The sequence below is a fragment of the Paenibacillus sp. 2TAB19 genome, from assembly GCF_052115185.1.
GTDB lineage: Bacteria > Bacillota > Bacilli > Paenibacillales > Paenibacillaceae > Pristimantibacillus.
This window is the reverse complement of the sequence record NZ_JBFRGE010000003.1, coordinates 115,875-140,388: the sequence shown is the minus strand read 5'-3', so window position 1 is coordinate 140,388 and position 24,514 is coordinate 115,875. Positions and strand designations below refer to the sequence as shown.

The following is a 24,514-nucleotide window of genomic DNA, read 5'->3' as shown; positions in this document are numbered from 1 at the left end:
TTCTTAAAAACTAGTGTGATAGCAGAATTGTGTGATAAGAGAGCATCATTGTTACTTCATCGATATGCTTCAATTTCCTATACTGAGAGCATACCAGCAAAACGATGGAGGGATACGCAATGAGTACAGCTTTACGAGCGTTGACGCAGGAGCAGAAACAGTTTTTCGAGGAGCAGGGTTATCTGATTGTGAAAGGTTTGTTCAAGCCAGAGGAACTCGCGGAGATCGAGACAACCTTCGAGGATATCAGCCAGAAGACGATTCCAGGGTATTTCGAGCCTAAGCTTGATTCAGAGGTGACAGATCCGCTTACCCGCTATCCGCGAGTCATGCATCCGCATCGATTCAATGAAGCGGCGAAGCGTTACATGCTTCACGAGCCGGTGCTTGACATATTGGCGGATTTGTACGGCGAGGAAGCATACGCTGCCCAAAGCATGTTCTATTATAAGCCGCCAGGCTCGCGCGGTCAGGCGCTCCATCAAGACAATTTCTACCTCCAGGTAGAACCGGGCAACTGCATTGCCGCATGGACGGCGGTCGATGCTGCGGATGAGGAGAACGGAGGCTTGCTTATCGTGCCGAAGACGAATGATTACGAGATCGTCTGCCCTGACATCGCCGATTCCAAAGAGTCATTCACGACGCATTACGTGAAGCCGCCGAAGGACGAGAAAGCAATCCCCGCCATTATGGATAAAGGCGACGTGCTGTTCTTCAATGGCAATCTGATACACGGCTCTTACCGTAACAAAACGAAGGATCGTTTCCGCCGCGCCTTTATTTGTCACTATGCGAACCAGTCGGCTACGAAGATTTCACATTACTACAAACCACTGTTCCGTGCCGACGGCTCGGAGGTTATTTTGGAAGACAATCCGGACGGAGGACCTTGCGGTGTCGAATTCGAGAACGTCTATCCACACTGATCACATACATTGGGAGAAGCCTACGCTCGCAGTTCATATGTCATGGTGGGGAATGAGCGGCCTGGGCGAACGTAATCGCGAATGGTCGCTTGAGGAGAGATTTGCTCAGATTGCGGAGGCAGGCTTCGACGGCATTGACGGCTTCATCCCGGCGCCTGAAGAAGCAGCGGAGTGGCGCAGGCTGCTTGCCAAGTACGAGCTGGCGCTAAGCGTCAACACGTATCCAAGGACAGCTGCAGATCTAGAACAGTTTCTGCAAAAGGTGCACGCTTATGATGGCGATATATCATTCATCAATGCCCAGGTGATGACTCCGTTCCTGATTGACGAACCAGCAATATCGTTGCTCGGCGAGCTGAAGCGACTTGGAGAAGCGTATGAGCTCCCCGTCCATATTGAAACGCATCGCGGTACGATTACGCAGGATCTGATCCGCACTGCAGATTATGTCCATCAATTAAGCGGTCTGCCGCTGACGATCGATTTCTCCCATTACGTTGTCGCTGGCGAGCTTCATACGATCTCTAATGAAGCAGAGGCGCTGCTCGGTGAGTTGCTCGTCCATACGGCGAGCATACATGCGCGCGTCTCGAACGGCGAGCAGGTGCAGGTCAGCATTGGCGACAATGGCGAGCATCCGATGGTTCCGCATTTCAAGCGGTGGTGGAAGGAAGGCATGAAGCAATGGCTGCGATCCCGGGATAAACAGGAACTTACGCTGACAGCCGTGTGCGAGCTAGGTCCACCCGGATATGCGATAACGATTGACGAGTATGCGGGGCGTACGAAGGAAATAAGCGACCGTTGGCAGCAATCTCTGCTATTGAAGGATATATTGCGCCGAGCATGGTCGGAGGCTTTAAGCGAATAGAAGCAGGACTGTCCCGCAGCATCCAAACTGCGAGATGGTCCTGTTTTTGTTTATTTTTAATTTATTGTAAAAAAATAATGGCAAGCTTGAAGCCAAATCGGCTTCACCTGCGTTTAATAGTATATAAGCGTTTTTGTCCAATCTCGCTCAAGCGAAGGATTGACAGAAAGACGTTAATTCGCAATGATGGATGATAATAGTTCGATAACTTTATCCATCTAAAAGAATAGAACAAACTATCCATACAATTAGGAATGATTACAATAAGGAGCTGACAACAATGAATATTGTAGTGGAGCAGCCGGCGGCTAGCTGGTATAAGAGCGAGATGGGTTTATCGGAGGGCGATCACGTACGTATTTTCGTGCGGCTGGGCGGCTGCGGCAGCGTGCATCCGGGACTGTCGCTTGGGATTACGAAGGAGACTCCGAGAAAGGTTGGACTGTCGCATACGGTGGACGGCGTAACCTTCTATATGGAAGAAGACAACCTATGGTACTTGGATAACAAAGAGCTCCGAATCTCGTTCAACGAGAAGTTCGAAGAAATTATGATGAAAGTGCAGTAAGCTAAGCTTGATGATTCTGCCACTAAAGCCGTTAAACATAAACAAGCCTCCGAACCAGGCAGCCGATTAGGCGACCTGACGCGGAGGTTTTTTCATGTCTTAACCTACATACATTTTTCTTTTACGATCACTTTTTCCGGCTCAATCGTAACGATTGAATAACCTGACAGCGATTCGGTATACGAGCAGACGGCCTGTTGCTTCGTTTCGCCGCTGGCATCCTTGTATTTGATATAGACACCGCCCTCCCCAGCTAAGCTGAGCTTCGGCTTAATCTTAATTTCCTCCCCGCTTCGAATCGTTTGCTCGAATTGCTGCTTGGAGTCGCCATTCACGATGCCTGCTTCTAAGGCGATAATATCACTATCTGTCTGATTGCTTACCGTTACTGAGAAGCGCTGGAATTGCCTGATCAAATCCATATTGCTCTTCAATAGGGAGTAGGCCGAGAAAATAATGAATCCAAGCACGAATATCGAACCAAGTAATATGATCCTTTTACTTTGCCGTGTCACCTTGTTCCGCCCTTTCCTTGCATGCTTACCAACATCTGCCGATAATGAAGACGCAAGTGAGTAGGTTTAGTTGCGTTAAAAGAGACAATTCATCGTCTGTTCGGCAGTTTGGGCATCCATTTTATATAATCCTTATAATTCATACCTATTTAGTATGTTTTTTTTGTGCCAAATGCATTTACTTCATAATGAAATATGTTAAAATGAATGAAAATACGAACCAAGCGGAGGAATTATTCATGAGTAAAATAGCTGTCATATCCGGTAGCCCAACGTCAAACTCGCGTCTGTATGGGCTCGTTGAATACGTAGAAGCAAAGCTAACTGCGGAAGGTCATGAAGTTATTCGCATCAACGTAGCCGACTTGCCTGCTGAGGCGCTGGTGAAAGCGCAATTCGGCAATGAGGAGCTGCAGCGGGCTACAGCCTTAGTTAACGATGCAGACGGTGTTGTGATTGCAAGTCCCGTCTACAAGGCTTCGTACACAGGTCTGCTGAAGACGTTCCTTGATTTGCTGCCTCAGACTGGCTTGAAGGGAAAAATTACTTATCCGCTGTTCATTGGCGGAACAATCGCTCATCTGCTTAGCATCGACTTTGCGCTCAAGCCGGTTATTGCAGCATTAGGCGGCCGTGTTGTATTAGGCGGCGTCTACGCGATCGATCCATGGATCGAGCGTCTGGAAGGCGGCGGCTACGGCTTGTCCGAAGAGCTGATCGAACGCTTGGATCGTTCGACAGGCGAATTCATTGAGGAATTGCATTGGCAGACTGTCCGTTCGGAGAGCCTYGCGAATCAATAAATAAAGGGCATGGCGATGGGAGGAGCTGAATATGGCTGCTGCGAAATTATCGGAAGAGCGAGTTGCACAGTTGCTTGAGGTGAGACCGGCTTGGAAGCTCACTGATGGGAAGTGGATCATTCGCAAGTATCGATTTCAGACGTATATGGAAGGCATTTCGTTCGTCAATCGAGTAGCCGAAGCGTCGGAGAGGCTGAATCATCATCCATTCATCGTTATTGAATACAAGCTTATTACTTTAAAGTTAACCTCATGGCATGCGGGCGGTCTAACCGAGCTTGACTTCGAGACGGCCGCCGAATTCGATACCCTGTTCGAGGAAATTTAACGGAAAAGAGCCAATCAAACGCCATAGGGGCCGTTTGATTGGCTCTTTTTGACATGTTTGGATGTTACTCTTTGTCCTTGTTTTCGGTTTCCTTGCTAAGCTCCTCGAGCGATTTCACTTTGCCATGCGGCTGCTGCGTATGCTTGCGCTGATTCCAAGCGTTCTCGCGGCGATTTTTCGACGATGTCATATTCGGGCATCCTCCTTTCCAGCAACTAGTTTGCCAAAGAAGCCAATGATTTATGACCTTCGGCGATCCTAAGCGAATACATGGGGTGCTGCCGCTTATTGGAGATTTATGCCATAATGTAATCTAAAAGGCATCAAACGGACTATTGCCGATAATCGAGAGTATAAGGAGTAGAAACTACATGTCTGGATGGAATCAGGTTGAAGGGAATAAGGCGGTCAAGCCCACTCCAAAGTCCGTTCCACGGAACGTTCGGGATGGCGAGCGGCAGGAGGAGGAGAGGGGATCTGAGGAAGTAGGCGGTCTGTCGGCCGATCGCATACTGGAGCTGCAGCGGACGATCGGAAATCAGGCCGTGATCGCCATGTTCGGTGCGCGAAAGGCGCATTCTCCTGCGGCGAACCGGAATATCGTCCGTTCGGAGGCGCGTAATTCTCCCGTTACCGAAGAAGAAGAATTAGTAGAGGAACAGTCTGTCGATGAGAGCGTTCAACTGACGCCAGAAGCGGTCGGGAGCATGGGTGTAGAAAGTATTTTGGCAATGGCTCCTCCACAGGAGGAGAGGACCTATGAGGAGAAGCTGCGGGACGTAACGCTGGCCAAAGAGACAATGGACAAAATTGTACGGGAAAACGACGATCTTTCCGAGCTTGAGAGCTATTTTCCCCGTATGACGCTGCGATTCGGATTGAAGCGGATCGGCTTTGAGGATGTGGGATCGCCGGAAGCCAGAGTGACGCTGGAAATCAACCCGAAGGCCGCATGTTTCCTAGTGAACGGGAACGAGTACACGTTGAACAAGGGCGCGAACCACGGCATGTCCGATAAGCAGGACGTGAAGTTCAAGACCGGAACGAGTCCGACTGGAGATAAGTGGGGGGTGGAGATGACGGCAAGCCAGCTGGGCCCGAACCATCCGCAAGGCTTTGGCCCGACGGAGCAACGGGGGCTCATGAAGCATTTGCCGACCAATCGCGCCAATCATCCGGGCCTTGAGAACCGTTATATCAGAGGCCATCTGCTCAACGACAGTCTAGGCGGGCCTGGTCTTGCGCAGAACCTGTTCCCGATTACGGAAAGGGCCAACAAAGACCATGAGATGCACGTCGAAAGCAAAGTGAAGGACTGGGTCAACAAATTGGGCTATTTCGTGTATTACCACGTCGAAGTCAAAAATATTCGCAAAAGCTTGGACAAGACGTTAACCGACGACAGCACAAATTACGTCGACGGGGACTTGCACTGCGAAGCGTACGTTCTCTCCGTCAATGGAGGCAGAGCGAATACGGGTCATTACGTAAATACGATAATTAAGTCGGAGCACGGTAAGGATAACGGGCAGGACGCGCAAGCCGAGACGACGGCGAAGACAGGCGACGCGGCCGACAAGAGCCATCATGCATTCGTCACTAAAAAATGGGTCGAGCTGTCCGTCACGAAAAACAAGGGCGAAAAAGATTTCGACCCGGTTGCGGAAGAAGTGGCCGACGGCATTATGGAGTTTTACAGCGAGGTCGAGGATAAGCTCAAATCCGATACAATCCTAACGTTGATCGCCACGGAGTTCGACAAGTTCTTCAAGAGCACGAGCCCGCAGAACGTCAAGTTCGTTCTGCAGGCTATTACGATGGAAACGGCAGGAAGGAGCTCGGAAATCGAGCAGCTGCAAATCGACAAGTTCTCCAATGTCGGAAAGTGGAACCAGATCATTAATCAATTGTCCAAGCATAAAGATAAAATTGCCGATTCTCTGGACGAAATGACCGCGGTGGTGGATACGTACAACTCGCTTTCGGATGACGAGAAAGCGTTTTTGGCTGATGTCGCCTATAAATGCAAGGAGCAGCTGCTTCTGGCGAAAATGATTGAAAACTATCCAGGCGTGGAAAACGCAATTGAAGAAATGAATAAGGAATTCGAGACGCTTGGCTTGGAGCATGCCCGTGCGGGCAGACGCAGCATGAAGAAAAACTTACGCTATGAGTCAGCCTACGGCGACTACGGTGCGGGCAGTGCCCGTGCGGGAAGCGGGGCCGACCTCGATAGAGCTGATACCGCCTATCGGACGGGGTTTGAAGATTACGGCGCTGGTCTGTCGGATGCGAGTACAGGGGCCCTTGCGTCACAGAATTACATAGCCTACACCGACGCTTATAAAGGTTACGAAGCTGGCTTGGCCGATGCCAAACAAGGAAAGTCGGCAACTAGCGACAAGGCCGCATATGCGGCTGCATATAACGAGTATGCCGCAGGGCTTAAGGACGCCCAAGCGTCGAAGGATGCGCAAAGCGCGGATGCGGCTTACGAAGCTGCCTATGCCGAGTATAAGAGCGGCTTGGCCGACGCGCAGCAGGAAGAGGCTGCGCAGAACGATGCTGCCGCATATCGTGCAGGCTACGACGAGTACGGCTCCGGATGGGGGGACGCTCGCAGCGGTCAGGCGGCGGCGAGCACGAACGATGGCTATCGTCTGGCGATGGATGAATATTCGGATGGCCTGTCGGACGCCCGCCAGGGTTTGGCAGCGCAAAACGGCCATGCCGCCTATGCGGGGGCTCACGACGATTACGGCAGAGGATGGGACAGCGCCAAACAGAGCCAGCCGGCCGCGAAAGCGGATGTTTCCTATATGGCCGGTTATGACGACTATAAGCAGGGCTGGCAGCACGCAGAGCAAGGACAAGCGGCCCAGCTTGCGTATGCCGCCTATGCGGAAGCCCATGCCGAATACGGCAATGGCCTGGCCGACGCGCAGAACGGGCAAGCTCTGCAGCGAAACGATGCTCCTTATACGGCAGCCTATCGGGAATATTTTAACGGCATGACGGATTGCCAGTCAGATAATGTAGCGCAAATGAATCATCATGCCTATTTGGAAGGGTATAACGAATATACGAACGGCCATTCCGATGCGCAGAACGGACTCGCTTCGCAAAGTGCGAACGAGTCTTATATGACTGCGTATGACGAATATAACGATGGCATGAACGACGCTGCAGGCGATATGGATAGACAGCATGCAACCAAATCTTATTCAAGCGGCTATTCAGAATATACGGAGGGCCTCGTTGCCGCAGAGTTTGATCGCGATCCGCAAAACGCAAACGCCGCTTACATGGCCGGATATAACTCACATGAACAAAACAACAAAAAACAACGACGCTAGCAACAATAACAAAACCCCTTGTCAGCCAAGTATGGCAGGCAAGGGGCTTATAGTTATAGGCGACAGTATGTGTTGTGTTAGACGCCTGAGTATGATAGGAAGCCGCCGTCAACCGGAATGGTCGTGCCGGTCACGAAGCCGGCCGTCGTCTCGTCGGCGAGCCATAGCAGCACGCCGAGCAAGTCCTCCGGCTTGCCGAAGCGGCGCATCGGCGTATGCGAGATGATCTTGCCCGAGCGCTCCGTAAGCGATCCGTCCTCATTCGTGAGCAGCTTGCGGTTCTGCTCCGTAAGGAAGAAGCCTGGCGCGATCGCATTCACGCGTATGCCGGATTCAGCGAGATGAACGGCAAGCCATTGCGTAAAGTTGTTGATAGCAGCCTTGGCGGCGGCATATGCAGGCACTTTCGTCATTGGAGACGGAGCGGCCATCGACGAAATGTTAATCACGGTTGCCCCGGAGCGGCCAAGCATCTGCTCCGCGAACACTTGCGTCGGGATAAGCGTTCCGACGAAGTTCAAGTCCATGACGCTGCGGAAGCCTTCGACGCTCAGGTTGAACATTGTCGTAACGCCTTCTGCGCCGAGATGCTCCGGCTTGAACGTCTCATGCGTCGTATTGGCGCTCGGATGATTGCCGCCTGCGCCATTAATGAGAATATCGCAAGGTCCGAGCTGCTCGAGCACGCTGCGGCCAGCAGCTTGCGTGCTTTCGATGCTCGTCACGTCGCAAGCGACGGCAATCGCCGTGCCTCCTGCGGCGCGAATTTCTTCGACGACCGCTTCGCCTTTGGCTGCGGTACGGTTCAGAATAGCGACCTTTGCGCCTTGACGGGCAAGCTCGATTGCCATGACCCGGCATAGAACGCCCGCGCCGCCCGTAACGACGGCTACTTTGCCGTTCAGAGACTCATGCTTCGGCAACTGCAATTGTTTTTCTGCCATTACGAATTCGCTCCTTTCACCGCTGCCTCACGCACAAGTGAATCCCATACGCCCCACAAGTACATAATGCCGAGCGCACGGTCATAGAGGCCGTAACCAGGTCTGCATTGCTCGTCCCATATATGGCGGCCGTGGTCAGGTCGCGCATAGCCGGTGAATCCAGTCTCATGATAAGCGGCTACGACGCCTGCGATATCGACCGTGCCGTCCTGCGAACGGTGGGAAGACTCGATGAAGTCCCCGTTATCGTATACTTTGACGTTGCGGATATGAGCGAACGGAATGCGGTCCGCGAACTCGCGAATCATCCCGATAATGTCGTTATTCGGATTGGCGCCTAGCGAGCCGCTGCACAACGTAATGCCGTTATAAGGGCTGTCATGCAGCTTCAAGAAACGGCGGAAGTTGTCTTGCGTCGTCATGATTCGCGGCAAGCCGAAGATTGGCCACGGCGGATCGTCCGGGTGAATGGCCATTCGGATGCCGTTCTCCTCGGCGACGGGAACGATTTCGTTCAAGAAGTAGCGCAGGTTCTCCCACAGATGCTCCTCTGTAACGCCACGATAAGCCTCGAACAGCTTCGAGAGATGCTGCAGCCGCTCCGGTTCCCAGCCCGGCATCGTCAACGCCGAGTTGGCATTGATTCGCTCGACGAGTTCGAACGGATCTGCGCCTTCGATTTTGGCATTTTCGTAGAAAAGCGCGGTCGAACCGTCAGCCATATCCTTATGCAGGTCGGTGCGCAGCCAATCGAAGATCGGCATGAAGTTGTAGCAAATCACTTTTACGCCAACTTGGCCAAGCTTCACAATCGTTTTCTTGTAATTGTCGATGTACAGCTCGCGGGAGGGCAAACCAAGCTTAATATCCTCATGAACGTTAACGCTTTCAACAACGTCAATGTGCAGACCGGCTTCTTCAGCCTGACGTTTGACTTCGAGAATTTTCTCCATCGGCCATTCATCGCCGGCCGGTACGTCATGCAGCGACCAGACGATGCCTTCTACGCCGGGAATTTGCCTTACGTAACGCAGCGGGACGGTATCGTTGTTCTCGCCAAACCATCTGAACGTCATTCTCATCGTGGACATTCTCCTGTCATCGTTATTTGTAGTAATTCGGGTACTTCTGCTTGAGCAGCGCCTGATCGGTGATGTTGAGGCTGAGGTGCTCCTTCATGAGCTGCTCCGCCTTGTCCGCATCATGCTCCCGGATCGCTTGGGCCATTCGTTCATGCTGATCGTACAGATGCTCCCAGTGATGGTCGTCCGCAAGCCGAAGCATACGGCTTCGGTTCAAGTGAATATTCATCTGACCGACGACACCCCAAATGTTGCTCTTGCGGCAGCCCTCGAACAGAATGCGGTGGAACGCCTCGTCAAGCTCGAACATATCTTTGTCCTGCTGCCTGGCCATGCAGTCCTTCTGCTGCTGAAGGTTCAGCTCAAGCTGTGCGAGCGACGCCTCTGGAAAATAGTCGCATGCCAGCCGTATGACCGAACGCTCGAGCTGCTCCCGCATAAAGCGGCCTTCCTCGACGAGCTCCGTATCGATGAGCGATACGAATGTGCCGCGCTGAGGCAATACTTGTACAAGCCCCTCCTGCGCCAGCCGCAGGAAGCTCTCGCGAACCGGTGTCCGGCTTACCTGGAACAAGGTGGATGTTTCATTCTCCGACAGCGGCGTTCCGGGCGGCAATTCCAGCTTCATAATCTGCTCCCGCAGCTTCAGATAGACAGCATCTCTTGTAGAAGCGGGCTGCGTGCGTATCGTATAATTCATGCGCTCGCCTCCTTTGTTTCAATACTGCCATACTACCATACAAGTTATAAAAAGAGAATATCTTTTTGCTCAACACAAAACCGGAGCMCCATAAGGGACTCCGGTTATCTGACTCACCGATTAAGCTTCTCCAGCCGCGGCTTCTCTGCTTCCGTCGTCTCTCGTCCGCTCCCTTTCGTCAAGGGTGCGAAGGTAGGTAGCCATAACCCGGGCGAGCTGGTCGGACACCTCGACGAGACTCATATGGGCGGCGCCTTCGAACGTCGTCTCCAGGATATGGGGAAACGCATACGTCGTGCGCGGCGCACCGTTGCAGGTGACGGAGAAAGACCGTTCGGGTGGAATAACGTTATCTTCTCCTCCGGCGACGATCAATACGGGGAACTTCGCCCCGGTAAGGACATCGCTTCGATCGGGACGCTGAAGCATGCCCTCCAAAGCCGAAATCGCGCCCTGCGGCGTCATCTGAAGTCCGACCTCGATGAGCTGCCCGATCTCTTCATCCATATAACGAAGCTTCGCATTCGAGAACAGCCCGGGGATGCGCTCCTTCATGAAGGCCGAAAGCCCTTGTTCGCGAATGACGGACATATCGCTGAGCCGTTTCTGCTTCGTATAAGCTGAATCTGGAAGGGCGGTTGAATGGATGAGTCCGAATCCAGACAATCGATCTGGATACTTCTCCGCGAATGCGGCAGTCACATATCCGCCGAGCGAGTGTCCGAACATTACGACACGTCCGATGTCCAGCTCGTCCAGCAGGGCAGCGATGTCATCTGCCATTACCTCCATTGAATAGACGCCTTCCGGCGAGTCGGATTCGCCATGCCCGCGCAGATGGGGCATAATGACGCGATAGTTGTCGCCCAGCATGGGACATATTTTTTGCCAATATCGGGAGGAGCCGCAGAAACCGTGAAGCAAGACGATGGCGTTGCCGCTTCCACACTCTTCATAGACTAAATCGATGCCATTTACGTGAATACGTTGTTTACTCATCGATCCTCACCAGCCTTTTCATTTATTAGTAGCGCTTGCGTGATTGTTCTTAAACGCATGGCTCTTTTTTGAAACAAATGCAAGTAAGCTGATTCAATTATCCTTGATCCGTTTAATAACGTAACAAGCTCGCCAAAACAATTTGTGAGAGAGAAGGTGGTTTCAATGCTAGGATGGGCTTTTATCTTCTTTGTTTTCGCGATCGTCGCAGGGATATTCGGCTTCATGGGCATTGCGTCTGCACTGGCGGGTATCGCCAAAATTTTATTCGTTGTCTTTCTTATCTTATTTGTGGCATCGCTTATCTTTGGTCGAAGACGAGTGGGCTAACTAACACGGACTAGGAAGTCTAACGCCAGCAACTCAAATTCAAACGAATCAAGGGAGGAATTTACAATGACTATTGATCTGAAAACGAAGGTTCATACGGTGAATAACGCGGTGGAGGTTCAAGAGCAGGTGTATCGATTCCAAACTGAAGGTTATGCGAAAGAAAATATTTTCGTATTGACCCATGACAAAGGCAGAACGAACCGGCTTGCGGAAAGGACGGATGCTGAGAAGATCGGCGTTGCGGAGGAAGGGCTCGGCACGGCGATCGCGAACATATTCCGTTCAGGCGGCGATGAGCTGCGCGCGAAGATGAGGTCGCTTGGTCTCTCCAAGACGGATGCGGAGCGCCTCGAACGGGAGCTCGATCAAGATAAAATATTAGTCATTGCTTGGGGCGGAAGGGAATACGACGGGGAAGATTATGATCCCTATGTGTACTATTACCCTAACTATGTCTTTTAATAGCGGGCCATAACGGCATGGCCGCCATATAACATAGATGGCCTATCCTAACGGATAGGCCTCTTGGGCTGCAAGCTGCTTCTTAAGGGCGACATCCGACTAGAAAATGGTATAGAATATATTGGATACCACTTGATAAGGGGCACGCACGCATGAGTATCTTAATAGTAGATGATAATGCTACGAATCAGCTTATCGTGAAGGCAATTTTGAACAAAGCGGGATACGATGATTTGCGAATGGCTTCTTCGGCGATGGAGCTGTACGGCCTGCTCGGAATCGGAAACGACGTTGACCCGGAGGCGCAAGCCGAATTAATATTAATGGATTTGATGATGCCGGAGATTGACGGTTTGGAGGCGTGCAAGCGCATCTTGGCGGACGAGCGTTATCGCGATGTTCCGATCATTTTTGTCACCGCAGTCGGTGATTCCTCCAAAATGGCGGAGGCGATGGATGCGGGAGCCAGCGACTATGTAATGAAGCCGATCAATAAGATGGAGCTGCTCGCGCGCATACGCTCCGCGCTGAGGCTGAAGAAAGAGATTGATTGGCACAAGGAGCGGGACAAGCGAATTAAGTACAAGCTGGAGCTTGCCAAGCAGGTGCAGCGCAACGTGCTCAGTCATCCAATCGATGACGCCAATGTGGAGATCAACGCCATCTATCAGCCTTCCTCGGAGCTGGCCGGCGACTTCTACGCCTGGTATCGCATCGATCAAACGAGGTACGGCGTCATTTTGCTCGATATGATGGGTCATGGCATCGCGTCCTCGCTCGTATGCATGTACATCTCATCCGTCTTAAGGGATATGATTACGCGAGTTTCGGACCCGGAGCAGGTGATGCGCGAGCTGAACCGCTATATGAAGCGGCTGTATATGAAGGACGAGCTGCTGAATTACTATTTTACGGCGATCTATTTAGTACTGGATACGGAAGAGCGGACGATTGAATATGTCAACGCCGGTCATCCTCCCGGTATTATGCTTCAGCAGGGCAAGACGATTAGGCTGACGGAGGGCTGCTGCGCAATCGGCCTGTTCGATACGATCGATATTCAGAAAGGCATAATTCAATACGACGACAGTATGAAGCTCGTCCTGTTCACGGACGGGCTCTTGGATACGATAGATTATGAAGGAAGCGAAGAGGCCTCGAACCGAATCGAACAACTACTCGCAGAGCATAGCGGCAAGGGGATTCAAGGGATGTGCGAAGCGCTCATTCCGGAGCAGATCGGCGACAATCAGCGGGATGATATATGCCTTGTGATGATTGCGGCCAAAAAATAAATCGATAATTTAATAAAAATGCGATTGTCTGTTTCAAAGCTCGTAATCGGGGGTAAGAGTAAAGGGAGGAACGTTAACGTAACCGTAACCGATTTTTTTGCGGGAGGGAGCTCATATGAAAAACATTATGTTGATTGGCTGTATAGTAGGAAGCTTGATCGGATTTGCAAACGTACGAGAATTGCCCATGGCGTCAATCGACCCGCAGGCGCAAGCGAACCAAGCAAACAAAGAATCCGTAGTAACGCTAACTGCGGCAGCAAACAAGGTAACGACAGCATCCATGAGTCCAGCGGCACCCACAGAGAAGCAGCAGTTACAGCTAGGCAGCGTAGAGGGCATTACGCTTTACGACAGCCAGCAGGATGCGATAACGAAGCTTGGCCAGCCCTTAGAGATAACGACAGATCCTTATAATGCCGGATCTGAAACGTATCACTACGAGCACATGAACATCGTCTTTACGGAGGGTGTCGTTAATTTCGTGGAAGTTCTGCCGAGCATCGGCTCGGTGCTGGTCGACGGCGTACGGGTTCCGGCGTCGTTCGAAGGAATGAAGGACGCTTTCGGCGAGTCTGACTTCGAGACGGAAGACGGCATAGGGTATCAGCGAGGCGAGGCCGTATTGAAGCTGTTTTTCGGCGAGTCGAGCGGACAGTTGAACGCGATTCATTATTTTCATATCGCAAGCGTCTAAGTGTAACGATTCAATAAATATAGCGGAGCGGAGTGAATGAATGAAAGCAGATCCATTTCAAGTCGTGCAGGAAGAGAATCCGAATGCTTACGTCCTCCATCTGAGCGGGGATCTTGATCTATCGATCGTGCCGCAGCTGCGGTCGGCGTTGGAGCAGGTCATGAACCGTTCAGACAAGGCGCTTATACTGAATTTAAGAGGCTTAACTTATATAGACAGTACGGGTATCGGCATCATTGTATCGGTATTGAAGTATCGCGATGAAATGAAGGCGCCCTTCTTCGTAAGAGAAATACCGCCTGCCATCAAACGATTATTCGATTTAACAGGCATTTCCCGATATTTAAAAGAAGGGATAGAGGGTGAAGCATGAAAGCCATTCGTTTACAAATACCGGCCCATGCGGACTTCATTGATATGGTTAGAATCTGTCTCTACGGCATTGCCTCGAAGATGAAGTTTTCCTATGAAGACATCGAGGATATGAAGGTAGCGGTATCGGAGGCATGCAACAATGCGGTGCTCCATGGCGGCCATAATACGGGAGACGAGGTTATTGACGTCTGCTATGAAACAGATGACGACAGTTTGAAAATCAGAATCAAAAACAACAGCCCCGGCTTTGTTTATCCCAATGCGCTCGATATGTCCGCTCCGCTTGCCGCTGAGCAGGTTAGCGACCTGCGTGTCGGGGGATTAGGCATATACCTGATCCAAGCTTTGATGGATGAGGTCGCCATCTATACGACGGGCAATGTTACCGAGGTTGTCATGACCAAATTTATGGCTGCTGCTACGGAAGAAGACTAGCCGATCAGCTAGTTAGATTGTCGAGAAACCCACGTTTTTTTCAAAACGTTGGGTTTCTCTTTTGTTTTCTAACGGCAATGTCTATTTAAAATTTAATTCCGTATCCACTACCAAGCTTATTGCCGGCCATGAGATACGCCTTCGAGCTTTGTTGCAGAGAGGTCCTCTCTTCGTAGAGCGACGGGTCTGCGCATACTTGGCCGAATATCCGTTCCTCTGCTTGCTTCGAGTCTGTATCCGTCTGATAGACGGTAAAACTTCGCTGGAACTTGAGAATGTTCGAATCCGGCGGCAAGACTTCGCTGAGCTGCGGGAAGAGCAGCCATGACTGGCATACGAACACCGCTCGGATGCCCCTAAAGAACGTCTTGGCCTGTTCGAAGGATTGCCCAACGCTTTGTTCATCCAAAGGCCCTCCCTCCGGAATATGAACGTTAAGCACAAGCTGGCCTTTGCCAAAGGTTCTCCCACTGGCCTCAACGTCATGATCCAGCGCAATGGGCTGGAATTGCAGTCTGCCCAAGCGGAACAAAGCAAGCTGCACATGTTCCTGCAGCCACCCATATTCTTCAATGCCGTAGACCCCGTAATCCTGATAACATTTCCTGCTCCAGATTTGCAAGTCGKAGAACGTATCGTAATAAACGTCGTCCGATATGCCCTTGGCGGCATAATCCGCATAGGCGTCAACCGCGAACCTGGCGAATAAGGCCAAAAAGAGTTGACGATAGGATGGCGATTGCTTGACGCCCGCATAAAAAGCTTGCTTATCGCTTGTTAATAACCGCTTCAGGCTGCTATATCGATTATCGTCGATGTCCATTTGTTTGATCGTTTGTCTGGCGCCTTCATCCAAGCGTATGCCTTCGCATAATTGATCCACATTCATTGTGTTAATCTCCTTCAGAGAACTTGATGACCGAACGAACGGTTCATTTTGAATTTAGAAACCTATGTTTTTCTATTCGCGAAGCGGCTAACCTTTCCTGCCTATTAGGCGCTACCTATTTGAGCTGTCCGGCAGCTCGAAATTCGCGGGGTGAATAGCCGGTTTGTTTATGAAACAATCGGGAGAAATAATGGACGGAGCTGAAGTGATATTTATCGGCAATCTCCGTAACGCTTAAGCGCGTATGGAGCAGATCGTCCATCCCCCGGCCAATCATGAACCTGTTCATGTATTGAACCGGGGAATATCCCGTTGCTTTTTTGAACGTATCGAAAAAATGCCCCCGGCTCATATGAATGCTTTCGTAATAAAGCTTCAACGGCTTCGCGGTACCGTCCAACAAATCCTTTTCCATCCGTTCGATGATACGGCTTATTCTAGGGTCCGGAATATGCTCATCCTTCAGCATATACGTCAGGAAATATTCGATAAAGGTCTGGAAATTCCGCTGCGTCGTCAAGTTCCGCATGTAGGTCCGTTCATTCGTGTATTCGCCGGGTTTGTAAAAGCTTTGGAACAGATCAATCCATGGGCGGAGGGAATCAACCTCCACTATCTCGAGAATCGGATAGGGAAAAGCCGGTCCGACAAATGCGTGCTGTAGCCGGTCCAGCTGGTAACAGATCGGTGATGCCCCTTCCGATAAATTTCTTCGGTCTACGTAATGCCAGTCGAAATAACAGCAAATATGAACCATCGGATCGAGGTCGTCGGCAATCCACTCATGGGGTTGTCCGGCGGGTATATGGATGAGCCAACCAGGACCCGTCTCGTAGGTTCGGCCGCAGGTGTGCAGAACCCCGTGTCCCTCGCTGATCAGATAGACGGAGCTTTGATAACAAATCCGCGGAAGGCTTGACTGCCCCTTGGCGAACGGATATCTCGTTGCGTAGTACACATACGGATTTAACGTGGAAAAGTCCATTTCACTCCCCCCTCAGAACGATAAATTGGCGACAATTCACCCGACGATTGTGCAAAAGCATGATCTTCTGCTAAATACAATAAAAAGCCGCTCGGCTAAGATAAGTACATCAACTACAACATTATCCAAGGAGTGATCAACTTGCAAGAAACTTCGCATTTGCTGACTGACGAACAAATGGTTCAGTTTATTACGAAGGGGTATTTAGTGCTACGAAACGATCTTCCGAATACGCTTCACGAGAAAGTGATGAATCAAATTCATTATACGTTGATGGAGGAAGGCAACCCGGGCAATAACATATTGCCAAGAGTGCCGGACATCCAGAAGTTTTTTGAAACGCCGGTCGTACAAGGAGCTTTAACAAGCATTCTCGGCCCGGATTATTATTTGCACCCGCATCGGCATTGCCACTACAACCAGCCGCACAATCAGAAGCCGGGGGGCGGCGAATGGCATAAGGACGGCTACTGGAGCGCTATGCGAAGCCACCGTCCTTGGTGGGCGATGATCTTTTACTATACGCAACCTGTCACCGAGCAGCTCGGTCCGACCGCTATTATGCCCGGCTCTCAATACAAGGAGAAATTCCCGGGCAAGGACAAACCTTTTTCGCTGCCGACCGGTCCTGCGGGCACGATGGTGCTCGTTCATTTCGACCTCTGGCATAAGGCTTCGTTGAACACGTCCACAACGGACCGCTATATGTTGAAATTCCAATTCGCCAGACTGAGACCGCCGGCTTCTCCAAGCTGGAACAATCAGGAAACGGAATTCCCGGTTCCTGCCGGACAACGGGAATATCCGTTCCCCCGCATCTGGTCGGATGTATGGCAGTGGCTCCGTGGAGCAGAGATGCAAGCAGCAGGGCAGGCAGATGGAAACGCGTCTCAGATCGCGGGTCTTCTCGGAGAATCCTCGGAAGACGACGCTCTAGATTCCGCTTATCGTCTTGCGGGAATGGGCGATGCGGGCGTTCAGGCACTGCTTGGCGTTATTCGCGACGGAACGAACGTATCCGCGCTGCGCGCTGCTTACGCTCTCCCGGCAGCAGGCTCTTCGGCAATTGACGGTTTAATTGCATTGCTTGAACATTCGGAGGAGAGAAGACGCGCCCTTGCCTGCTTTGCGCTTGGCATGATCGGCAGTCATGACGGCGGTACGGAGCAAGCGCTCATTCGCGCCCTTGCTGATGAAAGCATATGGGTACGACGGAACGCCGCCGAAGCGCTCGGTCTGCTCGCGTCGCCATCGGCTCTTGCAGTCGAGTCGCTATCCCGGACGCTCCAAGAGTCGGTATGGCAAGAAACGACGGGCCAGACGCAAGAGTCGGCCAGCATGTACGCGGACAAAGATTTTGTCGCCAATCAGGATTACATTCATAATAAGATCGGGTATACGGCAGCTCTTTCGCTGCTTCGCATCGGCAAATACGGGAATGCGGACGTCGTTGTAAAGGCCTTGGAGCAGGCACTCGACAGTTCCGACCGGTATGTCCGTGCGTATGCCTTCGAAGCCTTGACCTTCCTGCGGTCGGCAGAGGCGGTAGACGTCTTGCTCCGGTATCACCGGACGGCCCGCTGGTGCCCCGATACGCATAAGGCCTCTTCATTCTAAACATCTCATAGACAAGCGTAAACGGCTATCGCCGTCCCTTGCGACATAAGTTTTGTTGCGAAGGAAAGTGCCGCTCGCCGCCGCGTTCATGCTATAATTGTCGCGTGTTCACAAGTCTGGAGCAGCAGCGGGATGTGAATAACCTTGGCGAAGAGGCGGGATAGAAATGCGGCTTGGAGGACAAGTGTTTTTGGATCAAAAAAATCCGGACAACTGGGCGAAGGCGCTGCGGGAGGCAGGCTTCCGCGCAACGACTTGCCCGGTAGATGATGACCTTTCTGCGCTGGACGATTATCTGAAAGCGGCCAGCGACAACGATATATTGATTTCCGAGGTCGGTGCCTGGAGCAATCCGATTAGCCGGGACGAGCGGACAAGGCGCGAAGCGATCGCTTATTGCATCCAGCGTCTGGAGCTTGCCGAACGGATCGGCGCGCAGGCTTGCGTGAACATTGCAGGCTCTCGCGGCGAGCAATGGGATGGACCGGATCCGGATAATTTCAGCGACGAAACATTCGATCTTATTGTGGAAACGACGCGAGAAATTATTGATGCGGTTAAGCCGGAACGCACTGTGTTTGCGCTGGAAATGATGCCGTGGGTGTTTCCCGATTCCGCGGATACGTATCTTGCTTTGCACAAGGCAATTGACCGTCAGGGGTTCGGGGTCCACTTCGACCCCGTCAACATCATCAGCAGCCCGCGGGCTTATTATAACAATGGGGCAATAATCAGAGATTTCTTCGCCAAGCTCGGTCCGCATATCCGGAATTGCCATGCGAAGGATATTTTGCTGGGAGGCAAGTTGACCGTTCATCTCGATGAAGTCGTTCCGGGCAGAGGCCTGCTCGATTACCGGACGTTCCTTGCAGAACTGAACAAGCTGCACCCCGATACGACGCTGATTATCGAGCATCTGTCAACGAACGAGCAGTACCTTGAAGCTGCGCAATATATCCGCAGGACGGCTAAGGATATAGGTATCGAGCTATAACGAAGAGAGGAGATCGATCGATGCTGGAAGCGGGAAAAACATACAATACGGCCGTTGAGGTAACGCTTGATGTAATCGGCGGAAAGTGGAAGCAGGTTATTTTGTTCCACTTGACGTTCGGCAAGAAACGAAATGGCGAGTTAATGAGCCTGCTGCCGGGGGTGACGCAAAAGGTGCTTACGCAGCAGTTGCGCGAGCTGGAGGACGACGGCATTATTAGCCGGATTATATACAATCAGGTACCGCCCAAAGTCGAGTACGAGCTTACGGAATATGGCTGGAGCTTGAAAGAAATACTTCATCTTCTGTGCAGATGGGGAGACCGGCATGCGGAGCGCGCGTTTGGCGGACGTATCAAAATATTGTCCGCAGCGCCGATGGCGCAGGGGGACGACGACAATTCATAAGTAAACATGCAGGATGGCAACAGAACAATCGACCCACGATCGCTATGGATCAGGACCGGTTGTTCTGCTGCCATTGTTCACTTAAGCGGGAATAACTTTACGTCTACGCAAATCCTCGAAGATATCCAGAAACATGCTTTCGGTATCCATGAATTCATGGAAGCCGAAGCGGCGCGCTTTCGTGCCGTCGGCGAAGAAGTCGTAATCCCAGCCAAATACGAAATCCCCGAAATGCCATGAGGACACGTCCTTGTAGCTGTTGTTCGCTAAGCCATTTTTCTCCACCATCCCCTTCCACAACGCTTCCTTGTCAGCCATAACCGATTCCAATGACATTTGCAGCGGAGGCGCGGTTTCCAGTCCGAAGCTGGTAGCAATCTTAGGCCATAGCTCGTTCCATCTGAACAAATCACCGTTCGTAATATTAAACGCTTGGTTCGCGCAGCGTTCATCCGTCGCTGCCCAGACGGTAGCTTTGGCTAGCAGCCCTGCATCCGTCATTTCGAGCAAGCTGTTGTAGGCGCCAGGCTTTCCGGGAAACCGAAGCGGGAGTCCCAGTTCCTTCGATATAGAAGCATAAATGGCGATAACCATGGCCAGGTTCATCGGATTGCCGAGCGCGAATCCGCATACGACAGAAGGGCGAAGCGCCGACCATGTCCAGCTGCTTCCTAGCTGCCTGCGTTCCAAAAATTGCTGCTGATCGACGTTGAACTCAGGAGGTATATGGTAGGCATCCGTTTCTTTGGCCGGGGTCTTGAAAGGGCCCAGGTGAGCGCCGTACACTTTGTAGCCTTGCATCAGGCTAATATGCTGAAGTCCTGGAGCAATGGGCTCAATCGCATCCACGACATTGACGAGCATGGCGACGTTCGGAGCGACTAGCTCGGCCCAAGTAGGACGATCCTGATAGGCGGCGTAGAAAATATGGGTAACGTCCGTAAGTGTGCTCAGCTTTTCTTTTGTATCCGATTCATCCAGCAGATCGACGGCAACGTAACGGGTGCGGCTGTCAGAGAAGCCGCCGCGGCGTGACAATCCGACAATATCCCAGTCGGGGAGTTGTTCCAAATAGTCGATCAAATTTTTGCCGATAACGCCGTTTGCTCCGACTACAAGCGCTTTTTTGCGTACCAAAGCTTCTGTGTTTTTCATTACGTACCACTCCTCTATATGATGTGTTAAATGAATTAACATCATTGTGCGCCAAGCAGCGGTAAATAAAAAGTACGCACTTTAGAGTGATATAGTAACTTCAAAGTAACGAAAGGAGCAGAACGCTTTGGTCTGCTCCTTACTGTTGGGGATCTCCGTGCTAGTCCTCCAGCTTGCGAAAGATTCGGTCGGTTGCCGACAGCACCTCGTAACGCGATTTGAACGGCGTCAGGAACGACTCTTTGGCGCCTAGCGCCAATATGCCTGACGGACTGAGGCTGTCATGGATCAGACCGTGCACGCGATGCTGCAGGACGGAATCGAAGTAGATGAGTACATTGCGGCACAGGACGACGTGAAATTCGTTGATGGAGCAGTCCGTCGCGAGATTATGCTGCGCGAACACGAGATGCTCCTTCATAAAGGAGTGAAAATGCGCATATTCATGGTCGGCGGTATAATAAGCGGAAAACTCTTTGTCGCCGCCGGCTTGCATATAGTTTTTCGTAAACGACTGCATTCGCTTAAGCGGGAACTTGCCCTGCTTCGCGGTCTGAATCGCCTGCTCGCTCATATCCGTTGCATACAGCTTTGTTCTGTCCAGCAATCCTTCTTCGTGCAGCAGAATGCCAAGCGAGTATACTTCCTCTCCGGTGGCGCAGCCCGCGCTCCATATCCGGATTTCCGGCAAATCCTTCAGCAGCGGAATGACATCCCGGCGGAAAGCGTAAAAGAATTCGGGATCGCGGAACATCTCCGTCACCTTGATCGAGAAGTCGTTAAGCAGGACGCCGAAATAGTCCGGCTCATGCAGCACTTTGTTCAATAATGAAGTGATAGTCGGCAGATCGTCCAAGCTCATGCGGTTGTAAATACGACGCAGCAGTGACGACCGCAAGTAATGGCGGAAGTCAAAGCCGTATTTTCGGTAGATGCCTTCCAAGAGGAGCTCGGTTTCGATACATGCCAGCTCTTCGGTTTGCGCCAGTTCCTCTTGCAGCTCATCGGATTGCTCGAGCTCATGACTCATTGTCCCACCTGCCTCGTCAGCCATACTCGCATCAAGGAGAACAGCTGGTCTGTCTGGATCGGTTTGCTGATATAGTCGGAGGCTCCCGCCTTCAGGCATTTGTCGCGGTCGCTTCGCATTGCCTTAGCCGTTAAAGCAATGATTGGCGTATCCTTCAGATTAGGAAGCTTACGAATCGCCTCCATTGTCTCAAAGCCGTCCATGACCGGCATCATAATATCCATAAGAATAAGATCGAAGTCGTTGTCTTTCTCAAGCAGCTCCAAGCAATGCTTGCCGTTGCCGGCAACGGTAACCGTAAGCTGCTTTTGCTCGAGCGACTTGCTGAGGGCGTACACGTTGCGGGCATCGTCTTCTACGAGCAGCACTTTTTTGCCTGCAAGCACGTCTATATCTTCCTTAGCCGCTGCTGTCAGAACGGGCTCTTCCGTTATAGCGACAGCGACCTCCTCGTATGCGGCCAAAACCTCTTGCCCGACTTCGGCATGCTGAAGGCTCGGCAAATATAAGGTGAATACGCTGCCTTGATTCGGTACGCTATGCAGCGTGATGCATCCGCCTAGCAGCCTCGCGAACTCGCTTGAAATCGAGAGGCCGAGCCCCGTACCGCCATACTGTCGATTCGTCTTGCCGTCGACCTGCTGGAACGCCTCGAAGATAAGCCGCTGCTTGTCTGCAGGGATGCCGATGCCTGTATCCGTAACTGCGATTGCGAGCACCTCAGCATGCTGATACTCGGGAAGCAGCTCGCCGATCTCTTTGATGTCTGCTTCTCGAATAGTGAGCGCAACCGAGCCGCGATCGGTGAATTTGAAAGCATTGGATAGCAGATTTTTCAATATTTGCTGCAGCCTTTGCCCGTCCGTATGCAGCATAGAACTAACGGCTCCCTCGATAGTGGTGGAGAAAGCAAGCCCCTTCTTCTCCGCAATGGGATCGAAGCTCAGCCTCATCAGCTCGGGAATTTCGGTTACGTTCACTTCATCGATCATCAGCGTGATTTTGCCAGCCTCGATTTTGGACAAGTCAAGAATATCGTCGATCAGCATTAGCAGATCGTTGCCGGACGTATGAATAACGCGCGCGTAGCCTTCTTCCTCGGCAGTCAACGTATCATTGTCATTCTCGGACAGCATCTGCGAAAGGATCAGTATGCTATTAAGCGGCGTTCTCAGCTCGTGCGACATATTGGCTAAGAAGTTCGTCTTGTACTGCGAGCTTGTGCGCAGCTTGTCCGCATACTCCTCGAGCTCTTTTTTCGCCAGCTCCAATTCCTTCGTCTTCTGTTCAGCGAATAAGTTCTGTTCCTCCAAATGCTCCGTCGTCATGCGCATTTCCTCTTGCTGCATCTGTAATTCCTCGGACTGCGCTTGCAGCTCTTCGGTTTGTGTCTGCAGTTCCTCGGTCAGAGACTGCGATTCCCGCAACAGCTTCTCGACTTCCATGCGTCCGCCAACATTGTTGACCGACACGCCGAAGTGGTTCTCGATCTGTTCAAGCAGCTTGAGGTGCACGGATGTGAATGACTCAAGCGAAGCGAATTCAATGACGGCCTCGACCTTTCCTTCATACTCAACCGGTACGAGCAAGACGCTTTGCGGAGATGTCTGCGTCAGTCCCGAAGTAATCTTAGCTCCGTATTCGGCTGGGTGATTAAGCAAGAACGTCCGGTTTTCTAACGCGCATTGACCAACAAGTCCTTCTCCTATGCGGAAGCTTTCTATCGCCTGATCTTCGCCATAAGCAGCATAAGTGCTAATCTTCACAAGCCGCCCGCTATCTCCCGTCCCTTGACGAACATAGAAAGCGCCGTAGGCAGCATTGACCATCGGAGCGACCTTGGTCATGAACGACCCGGCAAGCGTCTGCATATCGTTAATGCCTTGCGTCATGGTCGCAACTTCCGCAACCATCTTCTGAATCCAATTTTGCATATCCAGGCTTGTCAGCAGCGTGTTGGTGGCATCTGCTAATTCGCTTATTTCGTCACGGGTTTTCACTTTGATTCGCGTCGTAAGATCACCGCCTACCGAAGCGATTTCCGTAATCGTCTGAGATACCTGTTTAATGGTTTTTACAATGGATCCGGAAATCATATAAACGATAAGGAAGGCGACGGCGGCAACGACTACAAGCATGGCGTACAGGCCGATTGCAAGCAGATCGTTGCGGTTATCTAGCTGCATAATATGCGTCTTCGTTGCTTCGACCTCTGAACTTCGCAGCTTGTCGAAAAGAATCCGAAGCTGGTCGATATCCTGCTTGCCGATGTCATTGCGGAAGAAAGCAAGGATGCCTTCTTCGTCACCCGCTCTCTTAAGCGCGATGACGGGTTCGCCGGACGTGTCGATCCAATGCTGAATGGATATCCCTAAGCCTTCCAAATCCTTCTGCACGCTAGGGTTCGATGCGATGAGTCCGGTGAGACTATTATAGTTGGCTTTCCATGTCGTAATACTTTCCTGATAAGGCTTGAGATACGACTCGTTGCCGGTAATGATAAAGCCGCGCTGCGCCGTCTCCATACTGATGATATCGTTCTCGATCCCGTTAATGAGGTTATGAACCTCGATGTCATGACTCGTTATTGTTTCAATCTCATGCTGCAAGGAAGAGATTCTGTCAGTGACGATTACGATAGAGACGCCTAGACATAAAACGATGAGAAAATAGCCGACGACAATTTTCAATCGAATAGGAAATCGTATAGCTTGTAGCATCATTAACACCTTCTTGTTTATGATT

The 24,514-nt window shown here is 51.5% G+C and carries 26 protein-coding genes; 15 read left to right on the top strand and 11 right to left on the bottom strand.

Going from position 1 to position 24,514, the window contains the following annotated elements:
* The first annotated feature begins 119 nt into the window (after positions 1–119).
* The 3 genes from AB4Z33_RS02435 to AB4Z33_RS02425 all read left to right on the top strand — a co-directional run bounded on the left by AB4Z33_RS02435 (position 120) and on the right by AB4Z33_RS02425 (position 2,368).
* Positions 120–929 (top strand): phytanoyl-CoA dioxygenase family protein, encoded by an 810-nt coding sequence (locus AB4Z33_RS02435; protein WP_442048363.1) that lies wholly within the window; start codon positions 120–122, stop codon positions 927–929.
* Positions 898–1,800, top strand: coding sequence for a sugar phosphate isomerase/epimerase family protein (locus tag AB4Z33_RS02430; RefSeq protein ID WP_442048362.1), 903 nt, complete (start codon positions 898–900; stop codon positions 1,798–1,800). The genes AB4Z33_RS02435 and AB4Z33_RS02430 overlap by 32 nt, the downstream gene beginning before the upstream one ends.
* A gap of 280 nt (positions 1,801–2,080) precedes the next feature.
* The gene (locus AB4Z33_RS02425) at positions 2,081–2,368 is read left to right on the top strand and encodes a HesB/YadR/YfhF family protein (RefSeq protein WP_442048361.1); all 288 of its coding nucleotides are present in this window, start codon (positions 2,081–2,083) and stop codon (positions 2,366–2,368) included.
* A 104-nt stretch (positions 2,369–2,472) separates the two neighbouring features.
* Here AB4Z33_RS02425 and AB4Z33_RS02420 read toward each other — a convergent pair whose 3' ends face one another.
* Positions 2,473–2,883 carry a hypothetical protein gene (locus AB4Z33_RS02420; protein ID WP_442048360.1) on the bottom strand — a complete coding sequence of 137 codons (411 nt, stop codon included), beginning with the start codon at positions 2,881–2,883 and terminating at the stop codon, positions 2,473–2,475.
* 239 nt (positions 2,884–3,122) lie between these two features.
* Here AB4Z33_RS02420 and ssuE point away from each other — a divergent pair, with 239 nt between their 5' ends.
* Complete coding sequence (ssuE, locus tag AB4Z33_RS02415) at positions 3,123–3,686, top strand: NADPH-dependent FMN reductase (RefSeq protein ID WP_442048359.1); 564 nt, start codon at positions 3,123–3,125, stop codon at positions 3,684–3,686.
* A 31-nt stretch (positions 3,687–3,717) separates the two neighbouring features.
* Entirely contained in the window at positions 3,718–4,014 is a 297-nt protein-coding gene (locus AB4Z33_RS02410) for a 4a-hydroxytetrahydrobiopterin dehydratase (RefSeq protein WP_442048358.1), read from the top strand.
* 64 nt (positions 4,015–4,078) lie between these two features.
* On the opposite strand, the gene AB4Z33_RS02405 is transcribed toward AB4Z33_RS02410, so the two are convergent.
* Entirely contained in the window at positions 4,079–4,204 is a 126-nt protein-coding gene (locus AB4Z33_RS02405; protein WP_442048357.1) for a DUF6254 family protein, read from the bottom strand.
* 181 nt (positions 4,205–4,385) lie between these two features.
* Between AB4Z33_RS02405 and AB4Z33_RS02400 the strand changes: the two genes are divergently transcribed.
* Positions 4,386–7,370: a hypothetical protein gene (locus AB4Z33_RS02400; protein ID WP_442048356.1), complete on the top strand. Its 2,985-nt coding sequence runs from the start codon at positions 4,386–4,388 to the stop codon at positions 7,368–7,370.
* A 77-nt stretch (positions 7,371–7,447) separates the two neighbouring features.
* Here AB4Z33_RS02400 and AB4Z33_RS02395 read toward each other — a convergent pair whose 3' ends face one another.
* The 4 genes from AB4Z33_RS02395 to AB4Z33_RS02380 form a co-directional block, all read right to left on the bottom strand.
* A complete protein-coding gene (locus AB4Z33_RS02395; protein ID WP_442048355.1) occupies positions 7,448–8,314 on the bottom strand; it encodes an SDR family oxidoreductase in 867 nt (288 codons plus the stop codon).
* Positions 8,314–9,396: a mannonate dehydratase gene (uxuA, locus tag AB4Z33_RS02390; protein ID WP_442048354.1), complete on the bottom strand. Its 1,083-nt coding sequence runs from the start codon at positions 9,394–9,396 to the stop codon at positions 8,314–8,316. The genes AB4Z33_RS02395 and uxuA overlap by 1 nt, the downstream gene beginning before the upstream one ends.
* Before the next feature lie 22 nt (positions 9,397–9,418).
* Positions 9,419–10,096, bottom strand: a complete 678-nt coding sequence (locus AB4Z33_RS02385) for a GntR family transcriptional regulator (protein ID WP_442048353.1) — start codon at positions 10,094–10,096, stop codon at positions 9,419–9,421.
* A 120-nt stretch (positions 10,097–10,216) separates the two neighbouring features.
* The gene (locus tag AB4Z33_RS02380) at positions 10,217–11,095 is read right to left on the bottom strand and encodes an alpha/beta fold hydrolase (protein WP_442048352.1); all 879 of its coding nucleotides are present in this window, start codon (positions 11,093–11,095) and stop codon (positions 10,217–10,219) included.
* A 165-nt stretch (positions 11,096–11,260) separates the two neighbouring features.
* On the opposite strand from AB4Z33_RS02380, the gene AB4Z33_RS02375 reads away from it, so the two are divergent.
* The 6 genes from AB4Z33_RS02375 (at position 11,261) to rsbW (ending at position 14,692) form a co-directional block, all read left to right on the top strand.
* On the top strand, positions 11,261–11,425 hold the full coding sequence (locus tag AB4Z33_RS02375; protein WP_442048351.1) for a DUF1328 domain-containing protein: 165 nt from the start codon (positions 11,261–11,263) through the stop codon (positions 11,423–11,425).
* 66 nt (positions 11,426–11,491) lie between these two features.
* Entirely contained in the window at positions 11,492–11,890 is a 399-nt protein-coding gene (locus AB4Z33_RS02370; RefSeq protein WP_337098376.1) for a general stress protein, read from the top strand.
* 152 nt (positions 11,891–12,042) lie between these two features.
* Entirely contained in the window at positions 12,043–13,185 is a 1,143-nt protein-coding gene (locus tag AB4Z33_RS02365; RefSeq protein ID WP_442048350.1) for a PP2C family protein-serine/threonine phosphatase, read from the top strand.
* Between the two features lie 115 nt (positions 13,186–13,300).
* The gene (locus tag AB4Z33_RS02360; protein ID WP_442048349.1) at positions 13,301–13,882 is read left to right on the top strand and encodes a hypothetical protein; all 582 of its coding nucleotides are present in this window, start codon (positions 13,301–13,303) and stop codon (positions 13,880–13,882) included.
* 40 nt (positions 13,883–13,922) lie between these two features.
* Positions 13,923–14,255: an STAS domain-containing protein gene (locus tag AB4Z33_RS02355; RefSeq protein ID WP_442048348.1), complete on the top strand. Its 333-nt coding sequence runs from the start codon at positions 13,923–13,925 to the stop codon at positions 14,253–14,255.
* Positions 14,252–14,692 (top strand): anti-sigma B factor RsbW, encoded by a 441-nt coding sequence (gene rsbW / locus AB4Z33_RS02350; protein WP_442048347.1) that lies wholly within the window; start codon positions 14,252–14,254, stop codon positions 14,690–14,692. Before AB4Z33_RS02355 ends, rsbW begins: the two co-directional genes overlap by 4 nt.
* 85 nt (positions 14,693–14,777) lie before the next feature.
* Here rsbW and AB4Z33_RS02345 read toward each other — a convergent pair whose 3' ends face one another.
* Both AB4Z33_RS02345 and AB4Z33_RS02340 read right to left on the bottom strand, forming a co-directional pair.
* Positions 14,778–15,581 carry an acyltransferase domain-containing protein gene (locus tag AB4Z33_RS02345; protein ID WP_442048346.1) on the bottom strand — a complete coding sequence of 268 codons (804 nt, stop codon included), beginning with the start codon at positions 15,579–15,581 and terminating at the stop codon, positions 14,778–14,780.
* A 115-nt stretch (positions 15,582–15,696) separates the two neighbouring features.
* The gene (locus AB4Z33_RS02340; RefSeq protein WP_442048345.1) at positions 15,697–16,566 is read right to left on the bottom strand and encodes an AraC family transcriptional regulator; all 870 of its coding nucleotides are present in this window, start codon (positions 16,564–16,566) and stop codon (positions 15,697–15,699) included.
* 141 nt (positions 16,567–16,707) lie between these two features.
* Here AB4Z33_RS02340 and AB4Z33_RS02335 point away from each other — a divergent pair, with 141 nt between their 5' ends.
* The 3 genes from AB4Z33_RS02335 (at position 16,708) to AB4Z33_RS02325 (ending at position 19,584) form a co-directional block, all read left to right on the top strand.
* On the top strand, positions 16,708–18,183 hold the full coding sequence (locus tag AB4Z33_RS02335) for a HEAT repeat domain-containing protein (protein WP_442048344.1): 1,476 nt from the start codon (positions 16,708–16,710) through the stop codon (positions 18,181–18,183).
* Positions 18,184–18,367: 184 nt separating this feature from the next.
* Complete coding sequence (locus AB4Z33_RS02330) at positions 18,368–19,177, top strand: sugar phosphate isomerase/epimerase family protein (protein ID WP_442048391.1); 810 nt, start codon at positions 18,368–18,370, stop codon at positions 19,175–19,177.
* A gap of 20 nt (positions 19,178–19,197) precedes the next feature.
* Positions 19,198–19,584, top strand: a complete 387-nt coding sequence (locus AB4Z33_RS02325) for a winged helix-turn-helix transcriptional regulator (protein ID WP_442048343.1) — start codon at positions 19,198–19,200, stop codon at positions 19,582–19,584.
* 81 nt (positions 19,585–19,665) lie between these two features.
* Here AB4Z33_RS02325 and AB4Z33_RS02320 read toward each other — a convergent pair whose 3' ends face one another.
* The 3 genes from AB4Z33_RS02320 to AB4Z33_RS02310 form a co-directional block, all read right to left on the bottom strand.
* Positions 19,666–20,739: an SDR family oxidoreductase gene (locus AB4Z33_RS02320; RefSeq protein WP_442048342.1), complete on the bottom strand. Its 1,074-nt coding sequence runs from the start codon at positions 20,737–20,739 to the stop codon at positions 19,666–19,668.
* Between the two features lie 160 nt (positions 20,740–20,899).
* Positions 20,900–21,769, bottom strand: a complete 870-nt coding sequence (locus tag AB4Z33_RS02315; protein ID WP_442048341.1) for a CheR family methyltransferase — start codon at positions 21,767–21,769, stop codon at positions 20,900–20,902.
* The gene (locus tag AB4Z33_RS02310) at positions 21,766–24,459 is read right to left on the bottom strand and encodes a response regulator (protein ID WP_442048340.1); all 2,694 of its coding nucleotides are present in this window, start codon (positions 24,457–24,459) and stop codon (positions 21,766–21,768) included. Before AB4Z33_RS02310 ends, AB4Z33_RS02315 begins: the two co-directional genes overlap by 4 nt.
* Positions 24,460–24,514 lie beyond the last annotated feature (55 nt).